The sequence below is a fragment of the Tardiphaga sp. 862_B3_N4_1 genome (assembly GCF_051811085.1).
GTDB classification, from domain to species: Bacteria; Pseudomonadota; Alphaproteobacteria; order Rhizobiales; family Xanthobacteraceae; genus Tardiphaga; species Tardiphaga robiniae.
The window spans coordinates 834,525-855,820 of record NZ_JBPWQB010000001.1; the positions used below are offsets into that span (position 1 = coordinate 834,525).

General features: G+C 61.3%; 19 protein-coding genes. 13 read left to right on the top strand and 6 right to left on the bottom strand.

The genetic code is table 11. From position 1 onward, the window contains the following. Window positions 1-2 precede the first annotated feature (2 nt). The 3 genes from AB8B02_RS03905 to hydA are packed head-to-tail and all read left to right on the top strand — an operon-like array spanning window position 3 to window position 2,986. A complete protein-coding gene (locus AB8B02_RS03905; RefSeq protein WP_175368171.1) occupies window positions 3-791 on the top strand; it encodes an ABC transporter ATP-binding protein in 789 nt (262 codons plus the stop codon). Continuing rightward, window positions 788-1,513, top strand: a complete 726-nt coding sequence (locus AB8B02_RS03910) for a maleate cis-trans isomerase family protein (RefSeq protein ID WP_439063163.1) — start codon at window positions 788-790, stop codon at window positions 1,511-1,513. The genes AB8B02_RS03905 and AB8B02_RS03910 overlap by 4 nt, the downstream gene beginning before the upstream one ends. 48 nt (window positions 1,514-1,561) lie before the next feature. Next, entirely contained in the window at window positions 1,562-2,986 is a 1,425-nt protein-coding gene (hydA, locus tag AB8B02_RS03915; RefSeq protein ID WP_439063164.1) for a dihydropyrimidinase, read from the top strand. Here hydA and AB8B02_RS03920 read toward each other — a convergent pair. Next, window positions 2,972-3,862, bottom strand: a complete 891-nt coding sequence (locus AB8B02_RS03920) for a LysR family transcriptional regulator (protein WP_175368174.1) — start codon at window positions 3,860-3,862, stop codon at window positions 2,972-2,974. The genes hydA and AB8B02_RS03920 overlap by 15 nt on opposite strands. Before the next feature lie 95 nt (window positions 3,863-3,957). Between AB8B02_RS03920 and AB8B02_RS03925 the strand changes: the two genes are divergently transcribed. The 3 genes from AB8B02_RS03925 to AB8B02_RS03935 all read left to right on the top strand — a co-directional run bounded on the left by AB8B02_RS03925 (window position 3,958) and on the right by AB8B02_RS03935 (window position 7,768). After that, complete coding sequence (locus AB8B02_RS03925; protein WP_089268011.1) at window positions 3,958-4,932, top strand: NAD(P)H-dependent flavin oxidoreductase; 975 nt, start codon at window positions 3,958-3,960, stop codon at window positions 4,930-4,932. Between the two features lie 50 nt (window positions 4,933-4,982). Next, window positions 4,983-6,167 (top strand): ABC transporter substrate-binding protein, encoded by a 1,185-nt coding sequence (locus AB8B02_RS03930; RefSeq protein WP_439064580.1) that lies wholly within the window; start codon window positions 4,983-4,985, stop codon window positions 6,165-6,167. 83 nt (window positions 6,168-6,250) lie between these two features. After that, a complete protein-coding gene (locus AB8B02_RS03935; RefSeq protein WP_439063165.1) occupies window positions 6,251-7,768 on the top strand; it encodes an acyl-CoA synthetase in 1,518 nt (505 codons plus the stop codon). A gap of 99 nt (window positions 7,769-7,867) precedes the next feature. On the opposite strand, the gene AB8B02_RS03940 is transcribed toward AB8B02_RS03935, so the two are convergent. The 3 genes from AB8B02_RS03940 to AB8B02_RS03950 form a co-directional block, all read right to left on the bottom strand. Further along, on the bottom strand, window positions 7,868-9,352 hold the full coding sequence (locus AB8B02_RS03940) for an aldehyde dehydrogenase family protein (protein ID WP_439063166.1): 1,485 nt from the start codon (window positions 9,350-9,352) through the stop codon (window positions 7,868-7,870). Window positions 9,353-9,513: 161 nt separating this feature from the next. Next, window positions 9,514-10,227, bottom strand: a complete 714-nt coding sequence (locus AB8B02_RS03945; protein WP_439063167.1) for a glutamine amidotransferase — start codon at window positions 10,225-10,227, stop codon at window positions 9,514-9,516. Window positions 10,228-10,324: 97 nt separating this feature from the next. Continuing rightward, on the bottom strand, window positions 10,325-11,809 hold the full coding sequence (locus AB8B02_RS03950) for an aldehyde dehydrogenase family protein (protein ID WP_439063168.1): 1,485 nt from the start codon (window positions 11,807-11,809) through the stop codon (window positions 10,325-10,327). Window positions 11,810-11,938: 129 nt separating this feature from the next. Between AB8B02_RS03950 and AB8B02_RS03955 the strand changes: the two genes are divergently transcribed. The 3 genes from AB8B02_RS03955 to AB8B02_RS03965 all read left to right on the top strand — a co-directional run bounded on the left by AB8B02_RS03955 (window position 11,939) and on the right by AB8B02_RS03965 (window position 14,969). After that, the gene (locus tag AB8B02_RS03955; RefSeq protein WP_439063169.1) at window positions 11,939-13,015 is read left to right on the top strand and encodes a substrate-binding domain-containing protein; all 1,077 of its coding nucleotides are present in this window, start codon (window positions 11,939-11,941) and stop codon (window positions 13,013-13,015) included. A 101-nt stretch (window positions 13,016-13,116) separates the two neighbouring features. Further along, window positions 13,117-13,968 carry an SDR family NAD(P)-dependent oxidoreductase gene (locus tag AB8B02_RS03960; protein ID WP_439063170.1) on the top strand — a complete coding sequence of 284 codons (852 nt, stop codon included), beginning with the start codon at window positions 13,117-13,119 and terminating at the stop codon, window positions 13,966-13,968. Window positions 13,969-13,988: 20 nt separating this feature from the next. Further along, entirely contained in the window at window positions 13,989-14,969 is a 981-nt protein-coding gene (locus AB8B02_RS03965) for an aldo/keto reductase (RefSeq protein ID WP_439063171.1), read from the top strand. Between the two features lie 191 nt (window positions 14,970-15,160). On the opposite strand, the gene AB8B02_RS03970 is transcribed toward AB8B02_RS03965, so the two are convergent. Beyond that, a complete protein-coding gene (locus AB8B02_RS03970) occupies window positions 15,161-16,663 on the bottom strand; it encodes an aldehyde dehydrogenase (protein ID WP_439063172.1) in 1,503 nt (500 codons plus the stop codon). Between the two features lie 300 nt (window positions 16,664-16,963). Between AB8B02_RS03970 and AB8B02_RS03975 the strand changes: the two genes are divergently transcribed. Together AB8B02_RS03975 and AB8B02_RS03980 are read left to right on the top strand one after the other, a co-directional pair. Further along, complete coding sequence (locus AB8B02_RS03975; protein ID WP_089268001.1) at window positions 16,964-17,143, top strand: hypothetical protein; 180 nt, start codon at window positions 16,964-16,966, stop codon at window positions 17,141-17,143. A gap of 111 nt (window positions 17,144-17,254) precedes the next feature. After that, on the top strand, window positions 17,255-17,491 hold the full coding sequence (locus AB8B02_RS03980; protein WP_439063173.1) for a hypothetical protein: 237 nt from the start codon (window positions 17,255-17,257) through the stop codon (window positions 17,489-17,491). A 559-nt stretch (window positions 17,492-18,050) separates the two neighbouring features. On the opposite strand, the gene AB8B02_RS03985 is transcribed toward AB8B02_RS03980, so the two are convergent. Next, complete coding sequence (locus tag AB8B02_RS03985) at window positions 18,051-18,851, bottom strand: GntR family transcriptional regulator (protein ID WP_120288833.1); 801 nt, start codon at window positions 18,849-18,851, stop codon at window positions 18,051-18,053. Between the two features lie 349 nt (window positions 18,852-19,200). On the opposite strand from AB8B02_RS03985, the gene AB8B02_RS03990 reads away from it, so the two are divergent. Both AB8B02_RS03990 and AB8B02_RS03995 read left to right on the top strand, forming a co-directional pair. Then, window positions 19,201-20,259: an ABC transporter ATP-binding protein gene (locus tag AB8B02_RS03990; protein ID WP_439063174.1), complete on the top strand. Its 1,059-nt coding sequence runs from the start codon at window positions 19,201-19,203 to the stop codon at window positions 20,257-20,259. A gap of 8 nt (window positions 20,260-20,267) precedes the next feature. Then, window positions 20,268-21,290: an ABC transporter ATP-binding protein gene (locus AB8B02_RS03995; RefSeq protein WP_439064581.1), complete on the top strand. Its 1,023-nt coding sequence runs from the start codon at window positions 20,268-20,270 to the stop codon at window positions 21,288-21,290. Window positions 21,291-21,296: the final 6 nt, after the last annotated feature.

Below are 21,296 nucleotides of genomic sequence, written 5' to 3' on the forward strand. Positions count from 1 at the left end.
TCATGGCGACGATCGAAATCTCCGGTGTCTCCAAAATCTTCAAGGACGCGAAACGCAAGGCCGATGTCACGGCTCTCGACGACATCAATATCAAGGTGGAGAAGAACCAGTTTCTCTGTCTGCTCGGCCCCAGCGGATGCGGCAAGTCCACGCTTCTCAATATGATCGCAGGCTTCGAGAAGCCGTCATCCGGCACCGTCACCGTCGATGGTCAATTGATCACGGCGCCCGGTTCGGAGCGCGGCGTGGTGTTTCAGCAGGCCAACCTGATGCCGTGGCTCCCGGTCTGGGAGAATGTCGGCTTCCACCTGCTGCTGCGCGGTGGCCAGAAGGCCGTGCGCCGCGAAACAGCACAGCGCTATATTGACATGGTCGGGCTCACGGGATTTGAAAATCATTATCCGTCCGAACTGTCAGGCGGCATGAATCAGCGTGTCGGCATCGCCCGTGCATTGCTGATGAATCCGCAGGTCATCCTGATGGATGAGCCGTTCGGCGCGCTCGATGAGCAGACCCGGATGGATATGCAGAATGAACTCGTCCGGATCTGGCAGGAACACCAGGGCACGATCGTTTTCGTCACGCATGGCATCGACGAAGCACTGACGCTGGGCACGCATGTTGCCGTGATGAGCGCCCGTCCGGGGCGTATCCGCGAAATCATCCCGTTGGACCTGCCGCGGCCACGCGACATCACTAGCCCGCAGTTCAACGAAATCAAACGTCACGTTCTCGATCTGCTTCGATCTGAACGGACGAAACCATCCCTCGAAACTCTGGATCATTCATGACCAACCGTGTGCTTCTCGGAATGCTGACGCCTTCGTCGAACACGGCGCTGGAGCCGATCACGACTGCTATGCTTGGCGAATTGCCCGAAGTCTCGGCGCATTTCTCGCGTTTCAAGGTCACGGAGATCGCGCTGTCGAACAAGGCGCTCGCCCAATTCGACAATTCGGAAATCCTGCGGGCCGCAGAATTGCTGGCTCATGCGAAGGTCGATGTCATCGGCTGGAATGGAACATCCTCTGGCTGGCTCGGCTTTGAGGCGGATGTCCGCCTGTGTGAGCAGATCACCGCAGCAACCGGGATTCCTGCGACGACGTCGATGTTGGCTCTCAATGAGATTCTTGAACATCAAAAGGTGAAGCGTCTGGGGTACGTGACGCCATATCTGGACGACGTTCAGGCCAGGATTCTGGAGAATTATGAAAAGCTGGGCTTTGCGTGCCAGGGTGAACGCCATCTCGGCCTGCAGGATAATTTCTCGTTCTCCGAAGTGCCCGTTGTGCAACTTGAGGATATGACGCGGGACGTGGCCAAGGAAAAGCCAGACGCTATCACGATCATCTGCACCAATTTGAGAGTTGCACCATCCGCGGCGAAACTGGAAAGGGAGACGGGCATTCCGGTCTATGACACCATTGCCACGGTGGTCTGGAAATGCCTGAAGATGGCTGGCGTCGATACCAAACGCGTCACCCAATGGGGATCGCTGTTTCAGCAAGTCTAGTATTTGTCTGTATGCAACCTGCGTTGCTGAATTGATGAGGTTTTGCTCATGACCGCTTTCGATACCGTCATTCGTCATGGCACCATTGCAACCGCGAGCGAAACCTACAAAGCCGATGTCGGTATCAGGAACGGCCGCATCGTTGCCATCGGCGAAGCGCTGACCGACGCGAACGAGACGGTCGATGCAACCGGTCTGCTGGTGCTGCCCGGCGGTATCGACAGCCACGTTCATATTGCGCAACCATCCGGCCCCGGCATCGTGATGGCCGACGATTTCGAAAGCGCCACGCGCGCCGCAGCCTTCGGCGGCAACACTTTCGTGATGCCTTACTGTCTGCAGGCGAAGGGCCAACCGATCCGCGAGGCGTTGAAGAATTATCACACGCTTGCCGATCAGAATTGCCATATCGATCATTCCTTCCACCTGATCATCGCCGATCCCAGTGAAGCGGTACTCGGGCAGGAGCTGCCAGCCTTGATCGCCGATGGATACACCTCGCTCAAGGTCTTCATGACCTATGAAGACCTTGCACTGAGCGATCTGCAGATCCTGCAGGTACTGGCCGTGGCGCGTGAATCCGGTGCACTGGTTCAGGTTCATGCGGAGAATTACGACGCCATCCGCTTTCTGGTCGACAAGCTCGAACGCGACGGCAATGTCGGCCCGTATTTTCACGCCAAGTCGCGGCCTATCGTCGTTGAGCGCGAGGCCACGCACCGGGCTATCTCGCTGGCGGAACTGGTCGATGTGTCGATGGTGGTGGTTCATGTCTCCAATCGGGAGTCCATGGAAGAGATCCGCCGCGCTCAGATGCGCGGGTTGACGATCCATGGCGAGACCTGCCCGCAATATCTCGTGCTGACCGAAGAGGATCTGAAGGATCTGGGTATGGAGGGCGCGAAATATGTCTGCTCGCCGCCACCGCGCGATCTCGCCAGCCAGCAGGCATGCTGGGAAGGTTTGCAGCAGGGCGTATTCTCCCTGTTCTCGTCGGATCATTGCCCGTTTCGCTATGACGACGTGCAGGGCAAGCAACCACCCAACGCGCGTACCAGCTTCCGCTGGATTCCGAACGGCATTCCCGGTGTCGAGACGCGCCTTCCGATCCTGTTCTCGGAAGGTGTCAGCAAGGGCCGCATCACGCTCAACCAGTTTGTGGCACTGACCTCGACCAATCATGCGAAGACCTATGGCCTCACCGGCAAGGGCTCCATCGCCATCGGCTACGATGCCGATATCGCGCTGTGGGATCCGAAGCGCCAAGCAACGCTCACCCAGGCGAACCTGCATCACGGCGCCGATTACACACCTTATGAAGGTCTGGAGATCACGGGCTGGCCGGTGGCAACGATGCTGCGCGGGAAATTCGTGACGCGTGGCGGCAAGCTCGTCGGCGGAAAAGGCGAGGGACGCTATGTCAGTCGTGCGGCGCCATTTCCCGGAAAGGGTGCGACATCAACGGCCGCGTAGCAGCGCGCGGTCGTCGCGCGCGCAGGCCGTGATGAATTCCAGCACGGCGCGCACCGACGGCTGATCGACGAGGTCCGGATGGGCCAGCAGCCAGATGTCTGAGAGGCTGGCCAGCTTCTGCGGTGCGACGCGGACCAGATCCGGATGGGCGTCGCCGACGATGCATGACAGCACGCAGATGCCGATCCCTGCGCGGACCGCTGCGAGCATGTCGGCCTGCGACGAGCAGCGGATGGCGACGGTGGCGTCCTTGGTGATGTGGTCGCTCCAGCGTCCGAGTTCGGAATTCGACGATTTGTCGGCGAAGCCGATGACAGTGTGGTCCTTCCAAGCGGCCCGCTGTTCGGGCAGCGGGCATCGCGCTGCGTAATCGCGCGAGGCGTAGAAGCCAACGCCGAGCTTGGCAATTTTCCGCCCGGTGAGATTTTCGTCGCCGGTCTGATACAGCCGGAGCACGATGTCGGCCTCGCGCTTGCGCACGCTGACCGGGAAGGGATGCGTCACCAGCTGGATCTCGACATGCGGATGCTGGCGGATGAAGGCGCCGATATGCGGCATCAGCCAGAAATTCGCGAGCGTCGGCCCGATGGACACCTTGACCACGCCGCGTGCGTTCTGGCCCGACGCGCCGGCGGCGGCTTCCGCTTTCAGCGCCGCCTCGGCCATCGCTTTGGTGCTCTCATGAAAGCGCCGGCCACGCGCCGTCAGCACCAGCCCTTCGTCGGAGCGCACAAACAGCTTGGTGCCAAGTTGCTTCTCCAGCGCCGCGACCTCGCGGCTGACGGTCGGGTGGCTGGTGCGCAACTGCCTGGACGCGCCGAGATAGCTTCCGGCGTCGACCACGGCATTGAAGGTGCGACAGAGATCCCAGTCCATGTGATCAAATCCGGAAGGCTTATTGTTCAAATTCGAACAACACGCGCGGGCCGTCAACCCCTATAGTTCGATTATAAAAATATAAGGAAACGCCTATGTCGCTCCCCAAAGCTCTCGATGGCACCCTCGAGCTGCCTGTGCTCGGTTCCCCGCTGTTCATCGTCTCCGGTCCTGAACTCGTCATTGCGCAATGCAAGGCCGGTATCGTCGGTTCGTTTCCAGCGCTGAATGCGCGGCCGGTGGAAGTGCTCGATCAGTGGCTGACGCGCATCGAGGATGAGCTCGGCGAATACAAAGCGAAGAATCCCGGCAAGAAGGTCGCGCCCTATGCGGTGAACCAGATCTGCCACGCGTCCAACGACCGGTTGATGAAGGACATGGAAACCTGTGTGAAGCACAAGGTTCCGATCATCATCACCTCGTTGCGCCCGCCCTCGGAGATCGTCGAGGCCGCGCATTCCTATGGCGGCGTCGTGTTTCATGACGTTATCAACGTCAAGCATGCGCGCAAGGCAGCCGAGCAGGGCGTCGATGGCCTGATCCTGGTCTGCGCCGGTGCGGGTGGCCATGCCGGCACGCTGTCGCCCTTTGCGCTGGTGCGCGAAGTGAAGCAGTGGTTCAAGGGGACTGTGCTGGTATCTGGTGCAATCTCCGACGGCTACGGGATTGCGTCGGCGCTCGCGCTCGGCGCAGACCTCGCTTATATGGGCACGCGCTTCATTGCGACCGAAGAAGCCAATGCCGACCCGGCCTACAAGAAGGCGCTGACCGAATTCGCCGCGCATGACACGGTCTACACCAACCTGTTCACCGGTATTCACGGCAACTATCTCGGCCCGTCCATCGCAGCCGCCGGCCTCGATCCCGACAATCTTCCGGTGGCTGACAAGACCAAGATGAACTTCGGCTCCGGCGGTAACATGAAGGTCAAGGCCTGGAAGGACATCTGGGGTTGCGGCCAGGGTATCGGCCAGATCGTTGATGCTCCCCCGGTGGCAGAACTCGTGGATCGCCTGAAGCGCGAATATGCGGAAGCGACCGGAGACTTTGCGAGACGGGCACGCGCATAAGCGCGGCCCGATAAAAATATAACGGGGAGAAGACAATCATGACATCGGTCATGCTGAGGACGCTTGGGCTGTTCGCTTTTGCCGTCTGCGTGAATGCGCCGACGCAAGCTGTGGCCAACAGCAAGGAAGAGATCAAGATCGGGCAGACGCTTCCCTATAGCGGTCCGCTCTCGGGCTTCGGCGTGATCGGCCGCGCGCAGGAAGCCTATTTTGCCAAGCTCAACGCCGAAGGCGGCATCAACGGGCGCAAGATCAAGTTCATCAGTCTCGATGACGCCTATTCGCCGCCGAAGACCGTGGAGCAGACCCGCAAACTGGTGGAGCAGGATGAGGTTCTGATGATGTTCGGGACGCTCGGCACCGCGACCAACAACGCGGTGCATCGCTATTTGAACAGCAAGAAAATCCCGCAGCTGTTCGTGCTATCAGGGGCGACCAAATGGGCGGATCCGAAAGGTTTTCCGTGGACCATGCCGGGCATGGCCGCCTATGAATCGGAAGGCGTTGTCTACGCCAAGCACGTGTTGAAGACCAAGCCGGATGCCAAGATCGCCATTCTCGCGCAGAACGACGATCTCGGCAAAGACTATGTGGCTGGCTTTAAACGTGCGCTGGGCGACAAGGCCGCCAGTATGATCGTATCCGAAGCGACCTATGAGACCAGTGCGCCGACGATCTCGTCGCAGCTTGCGGCGCTCAAGTCGTCCGGCGCGAATGTGCTGTTTGGCGCGGTGGTTGGCAAATTCTCGTCGCAGATGATCAAGGGCGTTGCGGAAATCGGCTGGAAGCCGGACCTGATGTTCGTCCCCACGTCCGCCTCGTCGATCACCTTTCTGGAGCCGGCAGGTCTGGATAACGCCACTGGCCTGATCACGTCGAGTTATCAGAAAGACATCAACGACGCGTCATGGGCCAACGACGAGGACGTGAAGGCCTATTTCGCTTTCATGAAAGAGAGCCTGCCGTCAGCCGATCCGCGCAACACCAATTATGCGACCGGCTTCCTGAATGCGCATCTCATCACGCATATCCTGAAAGCGTGCGGCGATGACGTCAGCCGGGAGAATATCCTGCGTCAGGCGACGTCGATGAAGAACGTCAAGCTGCCGCTGTTGCTGTCGGGCGTCACGGTCAATACCGACAAGGATGATTATCTTTCGTTCCAGCAACTGCGGCTGCGCCGTTTCAACGGCAAGAACTGGGAAGGCTTCGGCGAATTGCTCGACGACCAGTGAGCATCTGTACCATCACATCGACAGAACAAGGATCGAAGCCAGCGATGGCTTCGATCGATTCAAGAACAATATAAGGGCGGACAATGATTATCAGCGGCGACCGGGCGATCAGCTATCCGGACATCATGCAGCGCATCGCCAAGGTGGCGACCGGGTTCAAGAGCCTCGGCGCAGGCGCCGATGCGCCGGTCGGCATGATGCTGCGCAACGATTTCGCGCTGTTCGAGACGGCGTTCGGCGCAGGTGCGCTCGGCGCGCGTGTGGTCCCGATCAACTGGCACCTTAAAGGTGAGGAGGTCAGCTACATCCTCGCCGACAGCGGTGCGAAACTGCTGGTCTGCCACGCTGATCTTTTGCCGCAGATCAAAGATAATTTGCCCGCGGGATTTCCGATCCTGATCGTCCGCACGCCGCCGGAGATCGCAGTCGCCTATGGTGTTGCCGAAGCTGCGACCGAGGTGCCTGCAGGCGCCACGGACTTCGATGTCTGGCGCGAGTTGCATGCGCCGATGGAGAACGTTCCCAAGCGCGCGCTGACCATGTTCTACACGTCGGGCACCACGGGCCGTCCCAAGGGCGTGACCCGCGCGGCCATGACGCCGGAACAGGCTGCGGCATCCGAGCGCGTCGGCGGCATCGCCTATGGGCTGAAGCCGAACGAGGATCAGATCATCCTGATGAACGGGCCGATGTATCACTCGGCGCCAAGCTCCTACGGGCTGATGGCATTCCGTCATGGCAGCACGATCGTGCTCGAACCGCGTTTCGATCCCGAGGATCTGCTGCAGCTCACCGAGAAGCACCGCATCACCAACATGCATATGGTGCCGACTATGTTCGTGCGGCTGCTGCGTCTGCCGGACGAGGTGAAGTCGCGCTACGACCTGTCGTCGCTGCGCTTCATCATCCATGGCGCAGCGCCGTGCCCGATCCATGTCAAGCAGGCGATGATTGCGTGGTGGGGACCGGTGATCAACGAATATCTCGGTTCCACCGAAACCGGGGTACCGATCTGGCATTCATCGGAGGAGGCGCTGAGGAAGCCGGGCACCGTCGGTCGCACCATCGAGGGGGGCATGGTTAAGATCTTCGATGCGGACGGCAAGGAATGTCCGGTCAATGTGCCCGGTGAAATCTTCATGCGGCAGACCTCGGTGCCGGATTTCGACTATCAGGGCCGCCCCGACGCACGGGCCGAAGCCGGCCGCGAGGGCCTGATCAGCGTCGGTGACGTCGGCTATCTCGACGAGGACGGCTATCTCTTCATGTGTGATCGCAAGCGCGACATGGTCATCTCCGGCGGCGTCAACATCTATCCCGCCGAGATCGAGAACACGCTGATCGGCATGAACGGCGTGCGGGACTGCGCGGTGTTCGGCGTGCCCGACGACGAATTCGGCGAACGACTGGTGGGCTGCGTCGAACTCGAAGATGATACGCAGCTCTCCTCGTCCGAGATCCAAGCCTATCTCAAGCAGCGGCTTGCCAACTTCAAGGTGCCGAAGGAAATCCACTTCCACACGGCGCTGCCGCGCGAGTCGACCGGCAAGATCTTCAAGCGCAAGCTGCGCGATCGATACGGTGCCGCGCCGGCTGCTTAATCGCCAATGTTCGTCGCAACGGCTCCTTGCAATGACGGCGCAAAGAAAAGGCGCCGAGCTCGTTGCTCGGCGCCTTTTCTCTTTCGAGGACAGCGGCGATCAGGTGTTGATCCAGACCGCCTTGATGTTCAGATATTCGTTGATGTGATGGACGCCGGACTCGCGGCCATAGCCGCTCATCTTGTAGCCGCCGAACGGCACGGCAGGATCCATCGCCTGATAGCAATTGATCCAGACCGAGCCGGCCTGCAGGGACTTCGCGAGGCGATGCGCCTTGCTGACATCCCTGGTCCAGACGCCACTGCCGAGACCGAAGGTCGTGTTGTTGGCGCGCTGCACTAGCTCGTCCATGTCGGTGAACGAGATCGCGGAGATCACCGGCCCGAAGATCTCTTCCTGCGCGATCTTCATGCTGTCCTGGACGTTGGCGAACACGGTCGGCTGCACGAAGAAGCCCTTCGACAGTTCGCCGTCCATCAGGCGGCCACCGCCGGACAGCGCCTTGGCGCCTTCGCCGCTTCCGGTGGTGAGATAGCCGGTGACGCGGTCGAGCTGTTCCTTGGAGACCAATGGCCCGAGCTGGGTGTCGGGGTTGGCACCATTACCGACCTTTAACTTCCCAGCGAATTCGGCGACGCGGCCAACGAATTCGTCATAGATCCTCTTTTCGACGAACAGGCGGGTGCCGGCGCTGCAGATCTGTCCGGAATTTGCGAACACCGCCATGGCAGCGCCAGGAACAGCCGCATCGAGATCGGCATCGGAGAACACGATGTTCGGCGACTTGCCGCCGAGCTCGAGCGACACGCGCTTGAGGTTGCCGGCCGAGGCGCGGATGATCGACTGGCCGGTGAAGTGGGAACCGGTGAAAGCGACCTTGTTGACGTCCATATGCGAGGCCAGCGCGGCGCCGGCGGTTTCGCCATAGCCCGGCACGACGTTGATGACGCCAGCCGGGAAGCCGGCTTCCAAGGCCAGCTCACCGAGGCGTAGCGAGGTCAGCGGGGCTTCTTCAGCTGGCTTCAGCACGATGGTGCAGCCGGTGGCGATAGCAGGGCCGATCTTCCAGATGCTGGCTGACAGCGGCGAGTTCCACGGAATGATCGCGCCGACGACGCCGACTGGCTCCTTCAGCGTGTAGGAGAAGATTTCGCCCGGCAGCGAATTCTCGATGGTTTCGCCATAGATCAGCGTGGCCTGGCCGGCATAGAAGCGCAGCATGCCGAGGATGCGCTGCTTGCCCGCGAAGGTGCGCATGACAGGCGCGCCCATATCGAGCGTATCGAGCAAAGCGAGTTCGTCAAAATGCTTCTCGACGAGCTCGGCGAATTTCAGCAGCAGCGCCTGGCGCTCATAGGGCTTGGCCTTGCTCCACGGACCTTCGAAGGCGCGGCGGGCGGCGGCGACCGCAAGGTCGATATCCCCAGCATCGCCTTCGGCGACGGTGGCTAGCAGCTCACCGGTAGCGGGGTTATGCGTCTCGAATTTCTTGCCCGACTTCGCATCGACCCATTTGCCGTCGATCAGCATCTGCTTGTAGGAGCCGTTCGCGTAAGGGTGCGCGGTGGCTGAGATTGGCTGCATCAAGCCCATAATGTGATCCTCCCGGACGTTTGTTTGAAGTGTCGTTGTAGCGCGCGAAATATATCGTTTTCACGAAACGGGTAAAGGCGGGGAATCTGCAGCGTTCTGCATGGGTGATCTTCGCGACCAATTCACGATCGTGAATTCGCGTCTGGAATCGTTCAACCGATCTCGCGGATCCAGCGCGTGAAAATGCGATCGGCCTGAACTGGCAGTCGGTTGGCGACGGCAGCGGTGTTTGAACGCAGCTGCGCGATGGGAATGCCGGCGGCGGCCAATTCGACCGCGTGACCGACATACCATTCCTCGAGCTGCCGTGGATCGGCTTCGAGATGGAACTGCAGCGCCAGTGCATGGCGACCATAGGCAAAGGCCTGGTTGTCATAGGCGTCGTTCGAGGCGAGGCGAATGGCGCCCTCCGGCAGATCGAAGGTGTCGCCATGCCAATGCAGAACGCTGGCGCCATCCTCCGCCAGCGGCGCGAGGCATGAGGCCGCGCCCTGCTTGGTCGGGGATACTTGGCCCCAGCCGATCTCCTTGATATCGCCGGCATAGACGCGGGCGCCGAGTGCGCGGGCCATCAATTGTGCGCCAAGGCAGATGCCGAGCGTCGGGCGCCCCTGCGCGAGACGCCGTTCCAGCAGGGCGATCTCACGTGTCAGGAACGGGTAGGCGTCGGCCTCATAGACGCCGATGGGGCCGCCCAGCACGATCAGGAGGTCGGCATCTTCGATGGAGCGGTGGGAGACGTCATCAATGGCGGCATCGCAGAACGAGACGTCCCATCCCTCACGATCCAGTACCGACGACAGCAGGCCCAGGTCCTCGAAAGCGACATGACGCAGGGCGACGGCAGAACGCCGGTGACGGTTCATGAAGAAGGGCTCACACGCAATTGACCGGCAATCGTTATATCCATAAGAATATAACGATCAACAGCCAATTGTGTGGCGCAAGGATGCGCTGGGTGCCTCAGACGTTGAGATTCATCCAGACGGCCTTCGGCTCGGTAAAGTTCTCAAGCGCCGCATCGCCATGCTCGCGGCCGAAGCCGGAATCGCGTGAGCCGCCCCAGGGGAGCCGGACATCCGTATAGCCATAGGTGTTGATCCAGACTGTGCCTGCCTTCACCTGTTTGGCGAAGCGCTGCACGCGGCCGATATCCGAGCTCCAGACACCGGCGGCGAGGCTGTATTTCGTGCCATTGGCCTTGCTGATGGCATCAGCCTCATCGAAGAATCTGATGATGCTGACGACGGGACCGAAGATCTCTTCCTGCGAGACGCGCATTTCGTGTTCGACATTGGCGAACACCGTAGGCGCGACGAAATAGCCGCGATCGCCGATGCGTGTACCGCCGATCGTCACGATGGCGCCTTCCTTGGTGCCGATATCGACATAGTCCAGCACCCGCTTCATCTGCAGTTCCGAGACGATCGGTCCCATCGTCGTGCCGGACTGCGTGGGATCGCCGACGCGGATGGCCTTGGCGCGGGTCGTCATGCGCTCCACGACCTCGTCATAGACCGACGCATGCGCGAGAATGCGCGAACCGGCCGAGCAGACCTGGCCGGAATTGAAGAAGATGCCGGAAGCGGCGGCCTTGGTGGCGGAATCCAGATCGGCGTCGTCGAAGATCACATTGGCCGATTTGCCCCCGAGTTCGAGCGTGACGCGCTTCAGATTGCCGGCAGCGCCGGCGAGGATTTCTCGGCCGACGGTCGGCGATCCCGTGAAGGTGATCTTGTCAATGTCGGGGTGATCGACCATGGCACGGCCGGCGGTCTTGCCAAATCCCGGCACGATATTCAGCGTGCCCGGCGGCAGGCCGGCGTCCAGTGCCAGTTCGCCAATCCGCAGTGCCGAAAGCGGCGTGATCTCGGCCGGCTTCAGCACGACGGTGCAGCCACAGGCCAGCGCCGGTGCGATCTTCCACATCCCGATCATCAGCGGGAAATTCCATGGCACGATGGCGCCGACGACGCCGATCGGCTCACGCACCGTATAGGTCAGTGCATCATGGCGCGCCGGGATCACCTGTCCGTTGATCTTGTCGGCCCAGCCCGCATAGTAGCGCAGCGTGTCGATGGCGGCAGGCAGGTCCTGGCGCTGCACGGCGGCGAGCGGCTTGCCGGTGTCGAGACTTTCCAGCGCGATCAGTTCCTGCGCGTGATCTTCCAGCAGTTGTGCGAAACGCTGCAGCACGAGGCCGCGATCGGCCGCGCGCATGCGGCCCCACGGACCCTCGAGCGCCCTGCGCGCCGCGCGGACCGCACGGTCGATATCGCCGCTGTCGGCTTCGGCGACGACGGCGATGATCTCGCCCGTCGCGGGATTGAGGACATCGAAATATCGGCCGGACAACGGCTCGACCTGCTGGCCGTCGATGAGGAGCCGTTTGCGCGTCAGTTTCGACGATGCAGAAATGGCAAGATCAGCATGTGAGATCTCTGGCATAGTGTATACCTCCCGATGTTTCGACGATCGGATCAGGAGGGGCATTGACAGTAAATATGAGAACGTGAGTCACGGCGCGGCGGCACATATGCAATCGCGAACATAGGTGGCAGGGCGATAGGAAGCACGATGCGCATCGATATCGAAACCATCTGGCGATTCCGCAAGCCGGGTTCGCGCCAGCCGACATCGGTGATGCTCGGCTTTCTCAAGGACATCAACGAAACCGGCAAGCTGACGCTCGCGGCCAGCAGCAACCAGCTGTCCTACCGCCATGCGTGGAGCCTGGTGAATGACTGGTCGGCCTTCTTCGGCGTGCCGGTGGTCGAGCGGAGCAAGGGCAAGGGCACCAAGCTGACGGCATTTGGCGAGAAACTGGTCTGGGCCGGCGAACGGCTGGAAGCGCGGCTCGGACCGCAGCTCGACAATCTGGCGCAGGAACTGGCGACCGAACTCAAGGAGCTGCTGCCCAACCATCCTGCGGTCATCCGCGTTCATGCCAGTCACGGTTTTGCCGTGTCGAAATTGCGCGAGATGCTGAACACCACGGCGGGCACGGGCATCGATCTACGCTATGTCAGCAACCAGACCTCGCTGGTGTCGCTGGCGCATAACACCTGCGATCTCGCCGGCGTGCATCTGCCGCGCGGCGAATTGCGCAAGCGCAGCGTCAATGCCTGCAAGGAGTGGGTCGACAACCGCGTCCATCGCGTCGTCGGTTTCGCGACCCGCGAAATGGGCCTCATGGTGAAGCCCGGCAATCCGCTGCGCATCACATCGATGGAAGCGCTGATCAATCCCGCGATCCGCTTCGTCAATCGCGATCAGGATTCCGGTACGGGGTTGCTGTTCGATCAGCTGCTTCGCCAACACAAGATCGATCCTGAGCAGATCAATGGTTATCAGCAGGTGGAGTTCACTCATGCGGCAGTCGCCGCTTATGTTGCCAGTGACATGGCCGACGTGGCCTTCGGCGTCGAGGCTGCGGCGCGGCAATTCGGGCTGGATTTCGTGCGGCTGCTGACCGAGGATTACTATTTCGTCTGCCGCGAGACATTGCTCGATCAGGAACCGATGCAGCATATCCTCGCATTGCTGCGCAGCGCAGAGTTTCATGACGTGGTGGTCAAGCTGCCCGGCTATGCCGCGTCGGACACCGGCGCGATCAAGACCGTGAACGAGGTGTTTCACGGGAAGAAATCGTAGTCATGCGCGGATGGACGCCGATCGCTAGCGATCATGTGAAATGCGAAGATGCGCGTTGATGCTATATGCATGGACGCAACCTCCCGGTACCGGAGAACATCATGTCCCATCCCGCTCTGTCCCCAGGTTCTGTTGCCGTCATCACCGGAGGCGCCTCGGGCATCGGCCTTGCCGCGGCGACGGCCTTTACGCGGCTGGGCCTGCGCATTTGCATTGTCGATCTCGGCGAGGATCGCCTGACGGACGCGGCCGGCAAAATCGCCAGCGTGGCGCGCGGCGGACGTGACGATGTGATGACAGCCGCGGTCGATGTCAGTGATGTCGCCGCGATGACCGGCCTCGCGGCCGATGTGCAGGCCCGTTTCGGCAGCTGCGATGTGCTGATGAACAATGCCGGCATTCAGGTGCCGACCTCGGCGCTCGGTCCGCGCGAGAATTGGGAGCGGCTGCTCGGCGTCAATCTGTGGGGCATCGTCAATGGTTGTCAGGCCTTCGCTGTGGACATGATCGCGCGCAAGCGGCCGGGCCTGATCATCAATACGGGCTCCAAGCAGGGCATTACAACGCCGCCCGGCAATCCCGCCTACAATGTCTCCAAGGCCGGCGTGAAAGCCTATACCGAAGCGCTGGCGCACGAGCTGCGCAACACCGTGGGATGTCAGGTCTCCGCACATCTGCTGATCCCCGGCTTTGTCTTCACGCCGCTCGCAGTTGGCGGGCGCAGCGAGAAGCCGGATGCAGCGTGGACAGCCGAGCAGACCGTGGACTTCATGATGCAACGACTCGACGCCGGCGACTTCTATATCCTGTGTCCGGACAACGACGTGCCGCGCGCACTCGACGAACGCCGCATGTTGTGGGCCATCGGCGACGTCGTGGAAAATCGACCGGCGCTGTCGCGCTGGCATCCCGATTATGCCGATGCCTTCGCCGAATTCGTGAAACACAAATAGAATAACAAGGGAGAAACGCAGTGGATTACGTGAAATTTGGAAACACCGGCCTGGACGTCTCGCGTCTGTGTCTGGGCTGCATGACCTATGGCGTCTCCGATCGCGGCGCGCATGCATGGACGCTGGACGAGGACAAGAGCCGGCCGCTGATCAAGCAGGCGATTGAGCTCGGCATCAATTTCTTCGACACGGCGAATGTCTATTCGGATGGCACCTCGGAAGAGATCGTCGGTCGCGCGCTGAAGGACTTCACGCGCCGTGACGATGTGGTGCTGGCGACCAAGGTCTTCAACCGGATGCGGCCGGGACCGAACGGGGCAGGCCTGTCGCGCAAGGCGATCATGACCGAGGTCGATCACAGCCTGCGCCGGCTCGGCACCGATTATATCGATCTCTACCAGATCCATCGCCTCGACAAGAACACGCCCCTCGAGGAGACGCTTGAAGCGCTGCATGACCTCGTGAAAGCCGGCAAGGTCCGCTATATCGGCGCGTCCAGCATGTATGCATGGCAATTCTCCAAGGCGCTCTATACCTCGCGGCTGAACGGTTGGACTGAATTTGTCAGCATGCAGAACCATGTCAATCTGCTGAACCGCGAGGAAGAGCGCGAGATGCTGCCGCTCTGCGCCGACCAGAAGATCGCGGTCATGCCGTGGAGCCCGCTGGCGCGCGGGCGCCTGACGCGGGCCTGGGACGAGACCAGCGAGCGTCAAAATACCGATGAATTCGGCAAGACGCTCTATGTGCAGTCCGAGGAGTCCGATCGCAAGATCGTCGAGCAGGTTGCTGCCGTCGCCAAGGCGCGCGGCGTTCCGCAGGCGCAGGTCGCGATGGCCTGGCTGCTGCAGAAAAAAGGCATCACCTCACCGATCATCGGTGCATCGAAGCCGGCGCATCTGACCGATGCGGTGGCGGCGCTGTCGTTGAAGCTGACGAGTGAGGAGATCGCCTCGCTCGAAGCGCCCTATGTGCCGCATGCGGTGGCAGGGTTCGGTTAGTGTTGGCTTAGAAAGCTAGAATCGATGGTGATGCGCTCGCACCCCTCCTCACGTCATTGCCGGGCTTGACCCGGCAATCCAACTTCAGGCCGCATGTTCGAGCGTTGGGCGAGGATGGATATGCGGGTCAAGCCCGCGTATGACGACCGAGTGGAGGGGCGCCTTGCCTGTCTAATGAAACGACGTTCGTCTCAGCTATACCGCTTCTCCTGCCCATCATCGGCATACCAGTCGAACGGCTCGTCCGAGAGATTGACGATCACGTTCTGGATCTGGGTGTATTCCTCATAGGCGACAATGCCGTTCTCGCGGCCGATGCCGCTCATCTTGAAGCCGCCCCAGGGCGAGCAGGGATCGATGCGGTGGTGGTCGTTGATCCAGACGATGCCGCTCTCGAGCTGATGTGCCACGCGGTGCGCGCGGGTGACGTCGCGGGTCCAGATCGAGGTGGCCAACCCGAACTCGGTGCCGTTGGACAGCGCGATGGCTTCCTCTTCGGTGTCGAACGGGATCACAACGACGACCGGCCCGAAGATCTCTTCCTGCGCAATGCGCATGCTGCCAGTCACGTTCGTGAAGATCGTCGGCTGATGATAATAGCCGTTCTCGAAGGCCTTGCCGTCCGGCCGCTTGCCGCCCGCGGCGAGCGTCGCACCTTCCTCGAGTCCGATCTTGACGTAGCGTTCGGTCAGCTCGCGCTGCTTGGCCGAGACCAGCGGGCCCATCTGCGTCGCCATGTCCTGCGGATCGCCGATCCGGATCGCGTTAGTGCGCTTCACCAGTTCGGCGACCACGGTGTCATGCACGGAACGTTGCACTAGCAGCCGCGCACCCTGGACGCAGGTCTGACCGGTTGCGATGAACGAGGCGAACAGGGCCGCCGCGACGCCGCGCTCGATGGGTGTATCATCGAACAGGATGACCGCGGCCTTGCCGCCAAGCTCGGCTGCGACCTTGGTGAGGTTGGCGCCAGCCATGGACGCCACCATCTTGCCGGTCTCGGTGCCGCCGGTGAGGTCGATCTTCTTGATGCGCTTGCTGGTGGTCAGCGCCTTGCCGGCGGTGGCTCCATAGCCGGGCACGACATTGTAGACGCCGTCGGGCACGCCGGCTTCCTTGAAGATATCACCGAGCAGCAGAGGTGTGATCGGCGCCAATTCGCTCGGCTTCACCACCATCGTATTGCCCGCCGCCATCGACGGCGCGATCTTCTTGGTGAGGATCAGCAACGGATGATTCCATGGCGTCACATGGCCGACGACGCCGAGCGGGACCCGGCGGGTATAATTCAGGAAGTTGCCGCCGAACGGCGGCACGGTGTCCTCATGAGTGCGCGCCAGAGCGCCGAAATAGCGAAACCATTCCGGCAGCCGGCCTAGCTGGGCGGTCATTTCGCGGCGGGCGCGGCCGATCTGATCGACCTCGATGGTCACCAGTTCGGGGAGCTTTTTGGCCAGAAGTTCGCCGGCCCGGTGCATGATGTCGCCGCGGACCGCGCCCGGTGTCGCCGCCCAGATTTTGCCGGCGCGTTCGGCGGCGTCGATGGCCAGATCGATATCCTTTTCGTCCCCCTCGGCGACATCGGCCAGATGGCTGCAGTCCTTCGGGTTCTCGATCTTGATGGTACGGCCGGTCGAGGCTGGCTGAAACCGGCCATTGATATAAAGCCCGAACGGGCGACCATCGTTCATCATTGGCATGTCCTTGAATTTGCATCGTGATCGGCCTGACGGCGGTAGCCGGTTCGGCGGACTATGACTAATCAGAAACAGGTGATTTTGCGATCAACGCGCGGTTGCAGCGCGGTGATTGAAACGGGTCGCTTAAACCGATTGCAGAAAGTCGCTTGTGGATTCTTTGAGCCCGGAAAGGCGCTCTTAACCGGTATTCATGCACGTTGGCGATGACGCCAACGACTCCGGTATCGTTTAATATTGATGCAACGCTCAGCCGATTATTGAAGGCAACCGAAAGCGCGGCAGGAGATTTTTTCAATGACCAAGTTAGACGCGGAAGTCGACGATCTCATCGCCGCCTGCCACGGCGACACCCGCGGTACCGTGGCAGCACTCATTCTTGTCAATCAGCAACTCGAGACCGAACTGGCCGAGCTGCGTGCGCAGATGGCCGCACGGCCGTTCGATGAGCAGATGGCGCACGCCGTTCTGCACTGATTGGTGACTTGATGCAGCGCAAGTGCGCCACAAGATTCGCGGTGTATAAATTCAATCTCGGCTGGGATTCGGAGCGCCCTTTTGGCGTAATCGAAATTCCGGGATGGAGGTTTGAATGCCCAGACAATTTGGATTGAAGTCGACATCGATTGCAGCGTCGACGCCCGCGACGGCGTGCAAAACAACGCTTGGCCTGATCGGATGGATGTTTGCGCCGAAGAACCGCGTGTCGCGTGGCGCCGCACCGGTGAGGCGCTCATCGGCATACACGGCGCTGCCCTATGCGCCAGCAAGCTGGCGCGGCTCCCGTGGCCGGCGATCGGTCTCGGTCAACTGAAATCCGTGTGACGTCGCGCTAGCGTGTCGAGCGTTTGTCCGGTGTGGCTCGTTCCTTAATTGGCGGCTCTTCCAGAAATTTGTTGGTCGGGGATGGGTCGTCCGTCAGCCAGTCCACGAAGTGGACGGCATTCTCGATCCAGTCCATCAATCTCGTCCAGGCGCGTGTCAGGGCATGTGGCATACCGATTAGTCGCAGATAGCGCGGCTCGGGTTCAGTGGAGCAGCAAGAGCAGTGGATTGGGCTGTCAGGCGGCCTTCATCATTGTCGGCTTATCGTTTCCAGTTGTGCAGTCGGCAGCGATCCGATCGTCACCCAGTTGCCTGCGACGCAGGGCGGACTGCATCTTGCCGAACACCTCGACGACAGTACGGAGCTCCTTGCGCAGCTCTTCGATCTGCGTCGGCTTCGGTCTCTCGTGATATCACAAATACCCGGCCGCGGCGACGATCTCCGGCGAAAGCGGCGCCTTCAGCTTGATGGCGAGCACCAGTCCTTCTCCGATCGCCTGTTACGTTTTCGCTGATGAATTGCGGTAGCTGCCGTCTGAGCCTGCCGACCCGTCGAATTTCATCCGCGCGGAGCAGGCGCAATCTCAGCCGGCATAATATCGTGCCCATCGCTATGTGTTAGCGCACTCAGGTCGAATGTCTCTCCGCGAATGCGCGATAGGGTGGACAAGGCGCGGTCGCGATCACTTTCCAGAAGCTGACCGAGATGTGTGACAGCAGCGTTTGGCTTGCGCTGCCGGATCGCCTTCAATGTCGACGCCATTAGGTCGGCGCTGAGTCGGCGGATGTCGCGGGTCTGATAGTCCAGCGGCGTCTTCCATATGGTTTCCCATACGGTTTGATTGGCAAGGTCGGTGAGCAGTTCGACGAGCAGTTCGTTGCCCGAGCCGCGCGCAATGGTCTTTACCGCGCGCGTCGTGGTGTGTGCGAAAGCCATTGGATCATCGACCTCGACTGCGACTCTCAACTCGTCGCAGCGGCGCGCCAGTGTGTCGATGAAGCTTTCGACCGGCGTGGTCGCCATGGTGCGCACCGCCAGCATCGACAGTGCGGTGCGGACATTAAACAGGTCAGCCACCGATTTGAGTGACAGCGGTCTGATATAGGCGCCGCGCCGCGGAAAGATGTCGACCAGGCGCCGGCGCTCGAGAATGCGGATCGCTTCACGGATTGGGCCACGGCTGACGCCGAAATCGCGCGCGAGGTCGAGTTCGACAAGACGCTCGCCCGCTTTGCGACGGCCGGAGACGATTTCGGCACCGAGTTCCTCCGCAACCTGGTCGGGGATCGTACGCGGTGCAAATCTCCGTTCGACGTCGTGCTGGTTATCGTTGAATGGCCTGCGAAGTGTCGCTGCCATGGCTGCCTCCTGTCGATGCACGCTTGCCGCGTCATACGGTCCTGTCTACCGCAGAAGTCAATTGTTGACAATTGACAGTCGATGACCTTTCATTGGGTTACTGTCGCTTCAATACATACCGGCTCAAGCCGGACCGCGATGGAACGTCCCGATGCAAGATCTGCAGAACAGGGATGGCAAGGGAGGTGAACATGGCGGCTCTGTTTGCGTCGGCGCATGTCCGACTGACAACAGCCCAACAGACACGCGTCTGCGGCTTTCATCCGTATGTGCAAGTGCAGCACCGGCAAACCCTGCAGCAGCGGATGAGGCGCGGCGTCATTGGTCGTGTTCTGGCTGGCGAAGCGCAATGACAGGTGCGATCGACATCTCCGCTCCCACGGCAACGCGCGTTGCTGGAATGCCCGACGCGGGCGTTTCGCCGCAGCCGCTGCTGGAAGTACGCGATCTCTCGCTGTCATTCGCGACGGCGCGTGGCGCATTGCCGATCACCCGGAACGTAAATTTCACCATCGCGCCGGGCGAGCGCGTCGGTCTGGTCGGAGAGAGCGGATGCGGCAAGACCGTTACCGGACTCTCGCTGCTGCGACTGTTGCCGCCGCAATCGGCGCGGATCGAAGGTGATATTCTGTTCAACGGAACCAATCTGGCCACGCTGTCGCCGCGGCGCATGCGCGCCGTGCGCGGGCGCGAGATTGCGATGATCTTCCAGGAGCCTATGAGCGCGCTTGATCCTGTCTTCACGGTTGGCGACCAGATCAGCGAAGCCTATCGCATCCATTTTCCGGTCAGTCGCGCGGAGGGGCGCGAGCGCGCCATCGCTGCGTTGCGTGAAGTCGGTATCCCCGCGCCGGAACGCCGCTGCGACGAATATCCGCATCAACTCTCGGGCGGTATGCGCCAGCGCGTGATGATCGCGATGGCGTTGATCTGCAAGCCGAAGCTGCTGGTCGCCGACGAGCCGACCACGGCGCTCGATGTCACGGTGCAGGCACAGATCACCGATCTCTTGCGTTCGTTGAGCGAGCGCACCGGTACGGCATTGATCTTCATTACCCATGATCTTGGCGTCGTCGCCGAAACCTGCACCCGCATGATCACCATGTATGCCGGTGAGGTCGTCGAGGACGCGCCGGTGGATGACGTGCTGACGCGGCCACGTCATCCCTATACATCCGGACTGCTGCGCTCGCTGCCTAGCCTCAGCCCGCGCCGCGGCGTGCTGGCCTCGATCCCAGGTCGTGTGCCATCGCCGAATGCGATGCCGGCCGGCTGCCGCTTCCGATCACGTTGCACGCATGCCGTGGCAGGCTGCGAGCAGAGCCAGCCGATGGTCGAGATCGAAAGCGGTCGTACTGCGCGCTGCTGGCGTGCTCCCGAACTCGTGCTGCCGGGAGCGGTGAATTAATGTCAGGCATGCGGAGCCACAAGCGGGACAGCGGCGGGATTCTCGCAGTGCGTGACTTGCGGATCCTGTTTCCGACCCGCGATGGCCGCGACACAGTCAAGGCGATCGACGGCATGGATTTCGAGGTCCGCGCTGGCGAGACCTTCGGCATTATCGGCGAGTCTGGCTCGGGCAAGACCACGCTCGGCCGTGCGCTGGTGTCGCTGCTGCCGCCGAGCCACGGCCAAATTCTGCATGACGGCACCGATCCGGCTGCCCTCAGCACAAGCGCATTCCGCAAGCACCGCCGCGATTACCAGATTATCTTCCAGGATCCGAATGCCGCGCTCAATCCGCGCATGACGATCATCGACAGCGTGGTCGAGCCGCTGGAGATCATGGGCGAAGGCGATCATGTCTCGCGCCATCGCCGTGGCATCGAGGTGCTGGAGCGCGTCGGCCTTGCCGCCGAAGCCGCCGATCGCTATCCGCATCAGCTGTCCGGCGGCCAGAAGCAGCGCGTTAACATCGCGCGCGTGCTGACGTTGCGGCCCAAGGTCATCGTTTGCGACGAGGTGGTGGCGGCGCTCGACGTCTCCATCCGCGGCGACGTGCTCAATCTGTTTGCCGATCTGCAGCGCGAATTCGGCCTGACCTATGTGTTTATCACCCATGACATCTCGGTGGTCTCGCACATCTCCGACCGTATCGCCGTCACCTATCTCGGCAAGCTGATGGAGCTCGGTCCGACCGAGGACGTGGTCGAGCGGCCACTGCATCCCTATACGCGTGCGCTGTTGTCGGCCGAGCCGATCCCGTTGCCGTCGCATTTGCGGGTCGACCGCCGCATCATTCTCGAAGGTGAAATTCCGAGCCCGGTGGCACCACCATCGGGTTGCCGTTTCCGCACGCGCTGCCCGTCGGTGCAACCGCGTTGCGCCAAAGAAGTGCCAGCCTGGCGCGACGTCAAGCCGGGACATCGCGTGGCCTGTCATTTCGCCACGGCGGACGGGCCACCACCAGACAATCAAAAAGCGCAACGCGCATCATAATCATCG

Coding starts and splice junctions, on each gene's coding strand:
- AB8B02_RS03940 (WP_439063166.1), bottom strand. CDS start 9,352: ATGCAGCCAATCTCAGCCACCGCGCACCCTTACGCGAACGGCTCCTAC.
- AB8B02_RS03950 (WP_439063168.1), bottom strand. CDS start 11,809: ATGCCAGAGATCTCACATGCTGATCTTGCCATTTCTGCATCGTCGAAA.
- AB8B02_RS03920 (WP_175368174.1), bottom strand. CDS start 3,862: ATGGACTGGGATCTCTGTCGCACCTTCAATGCCGTGGTCGACGCCGGA.
- AB8B02_RS03970 (WP_439063172.1), bottom strand. CDS start 16,663: ATGATGAACGATGGTCGCCCGTTCGGGCTTTATATCAATGGCCGGTTT.
- AB8B02_RS03995 (WP_439064581.1), top strand. CDS start 20,268: ATGCGGAGCCACAAGCGGGACAGCGGCGGGATTCTCGCAGTGCGTGAC.
- AB8B02_RS03910 (WP_439063163.1), top strand. CDS start 788: ATGACCAACCGTGTGCTTCTCGGAATGCTGACGCCTTCGTCGAACACG.
- AB8B02_RS03930 (WP_439064580.1), top strand. CDS start 4,983: ATGCTGAGGACGCTTGGGCTGTTCGCTTTTGCCGTCTGCGTGAATGCG.
- AB8B02_RS03990 (WP_439063174.1), top strand. CDS start 19,201: ATGACAGGTGCGATCGACATCTCCGCTCCCACGGCAACGCGCGTTGCT.
- AB8B02_RS03985 (WP_120288833.1), bottom strand. CDS start 18,851: ATGGCAGCGACACTTCGCAGGCCATTCAACGATAACCAGCACGACGTC.
- AB8B02_RS03960 (WP_439063170.1), top strand. CDS start 13,117: ATGTCCCATCCCGCTCTGTCCCCAGGTTCTGTTGCCGTCATCACCGGA.
- hydA (WP_439063164.1), top strand. CDS start 1,562: ATGACCGCTTTCGATACCGTCATTCGTCATGGCACCATTGCAACCGCG.
- AB8B02_RS03935 (WP_439063165.1), top strand. CDS start 6,251: ATGATTATCAGCGGCGACCGGGCGATCAGCTATCCGGACATCATGCAG.
- AB8B02_RS03975 (WP_089268001.1), top strand. CDS start 16,964: ATGACCAAGTTAGACGCGGAAGTCGACGATCTCATCGCCGCCTGCCAC.
- AB8B02_RS03925 (WP_089268011.1), top strand. CDS start 3,958: ATGTCGCTCCCCAAAGCTCTCGATGGCACCCTCGAGCTGCCTGTGCTC.
- AB8B02_RS03905 (WP_175368171.1), top strand. CDS start 3: ATGGCGACGATCGAAATCTCCGGTGTCTCCAAAATCTTCAAGGACGCG.
- AB8B02_RS03955 (WP_439063169.1), top strand. CDS start 11,939: ATGCGCATCGATATCGAAACCATCTGGCGATTCCGCAAGCCGGGTTCG.
- AB8B02_RS03945 (WP_439063167.1), bottom strand. CDS start 10,227: ATGAACCGTCACCGGCGTTCTGCCGTCGCCCTGCGTCATGTCGCTTTC.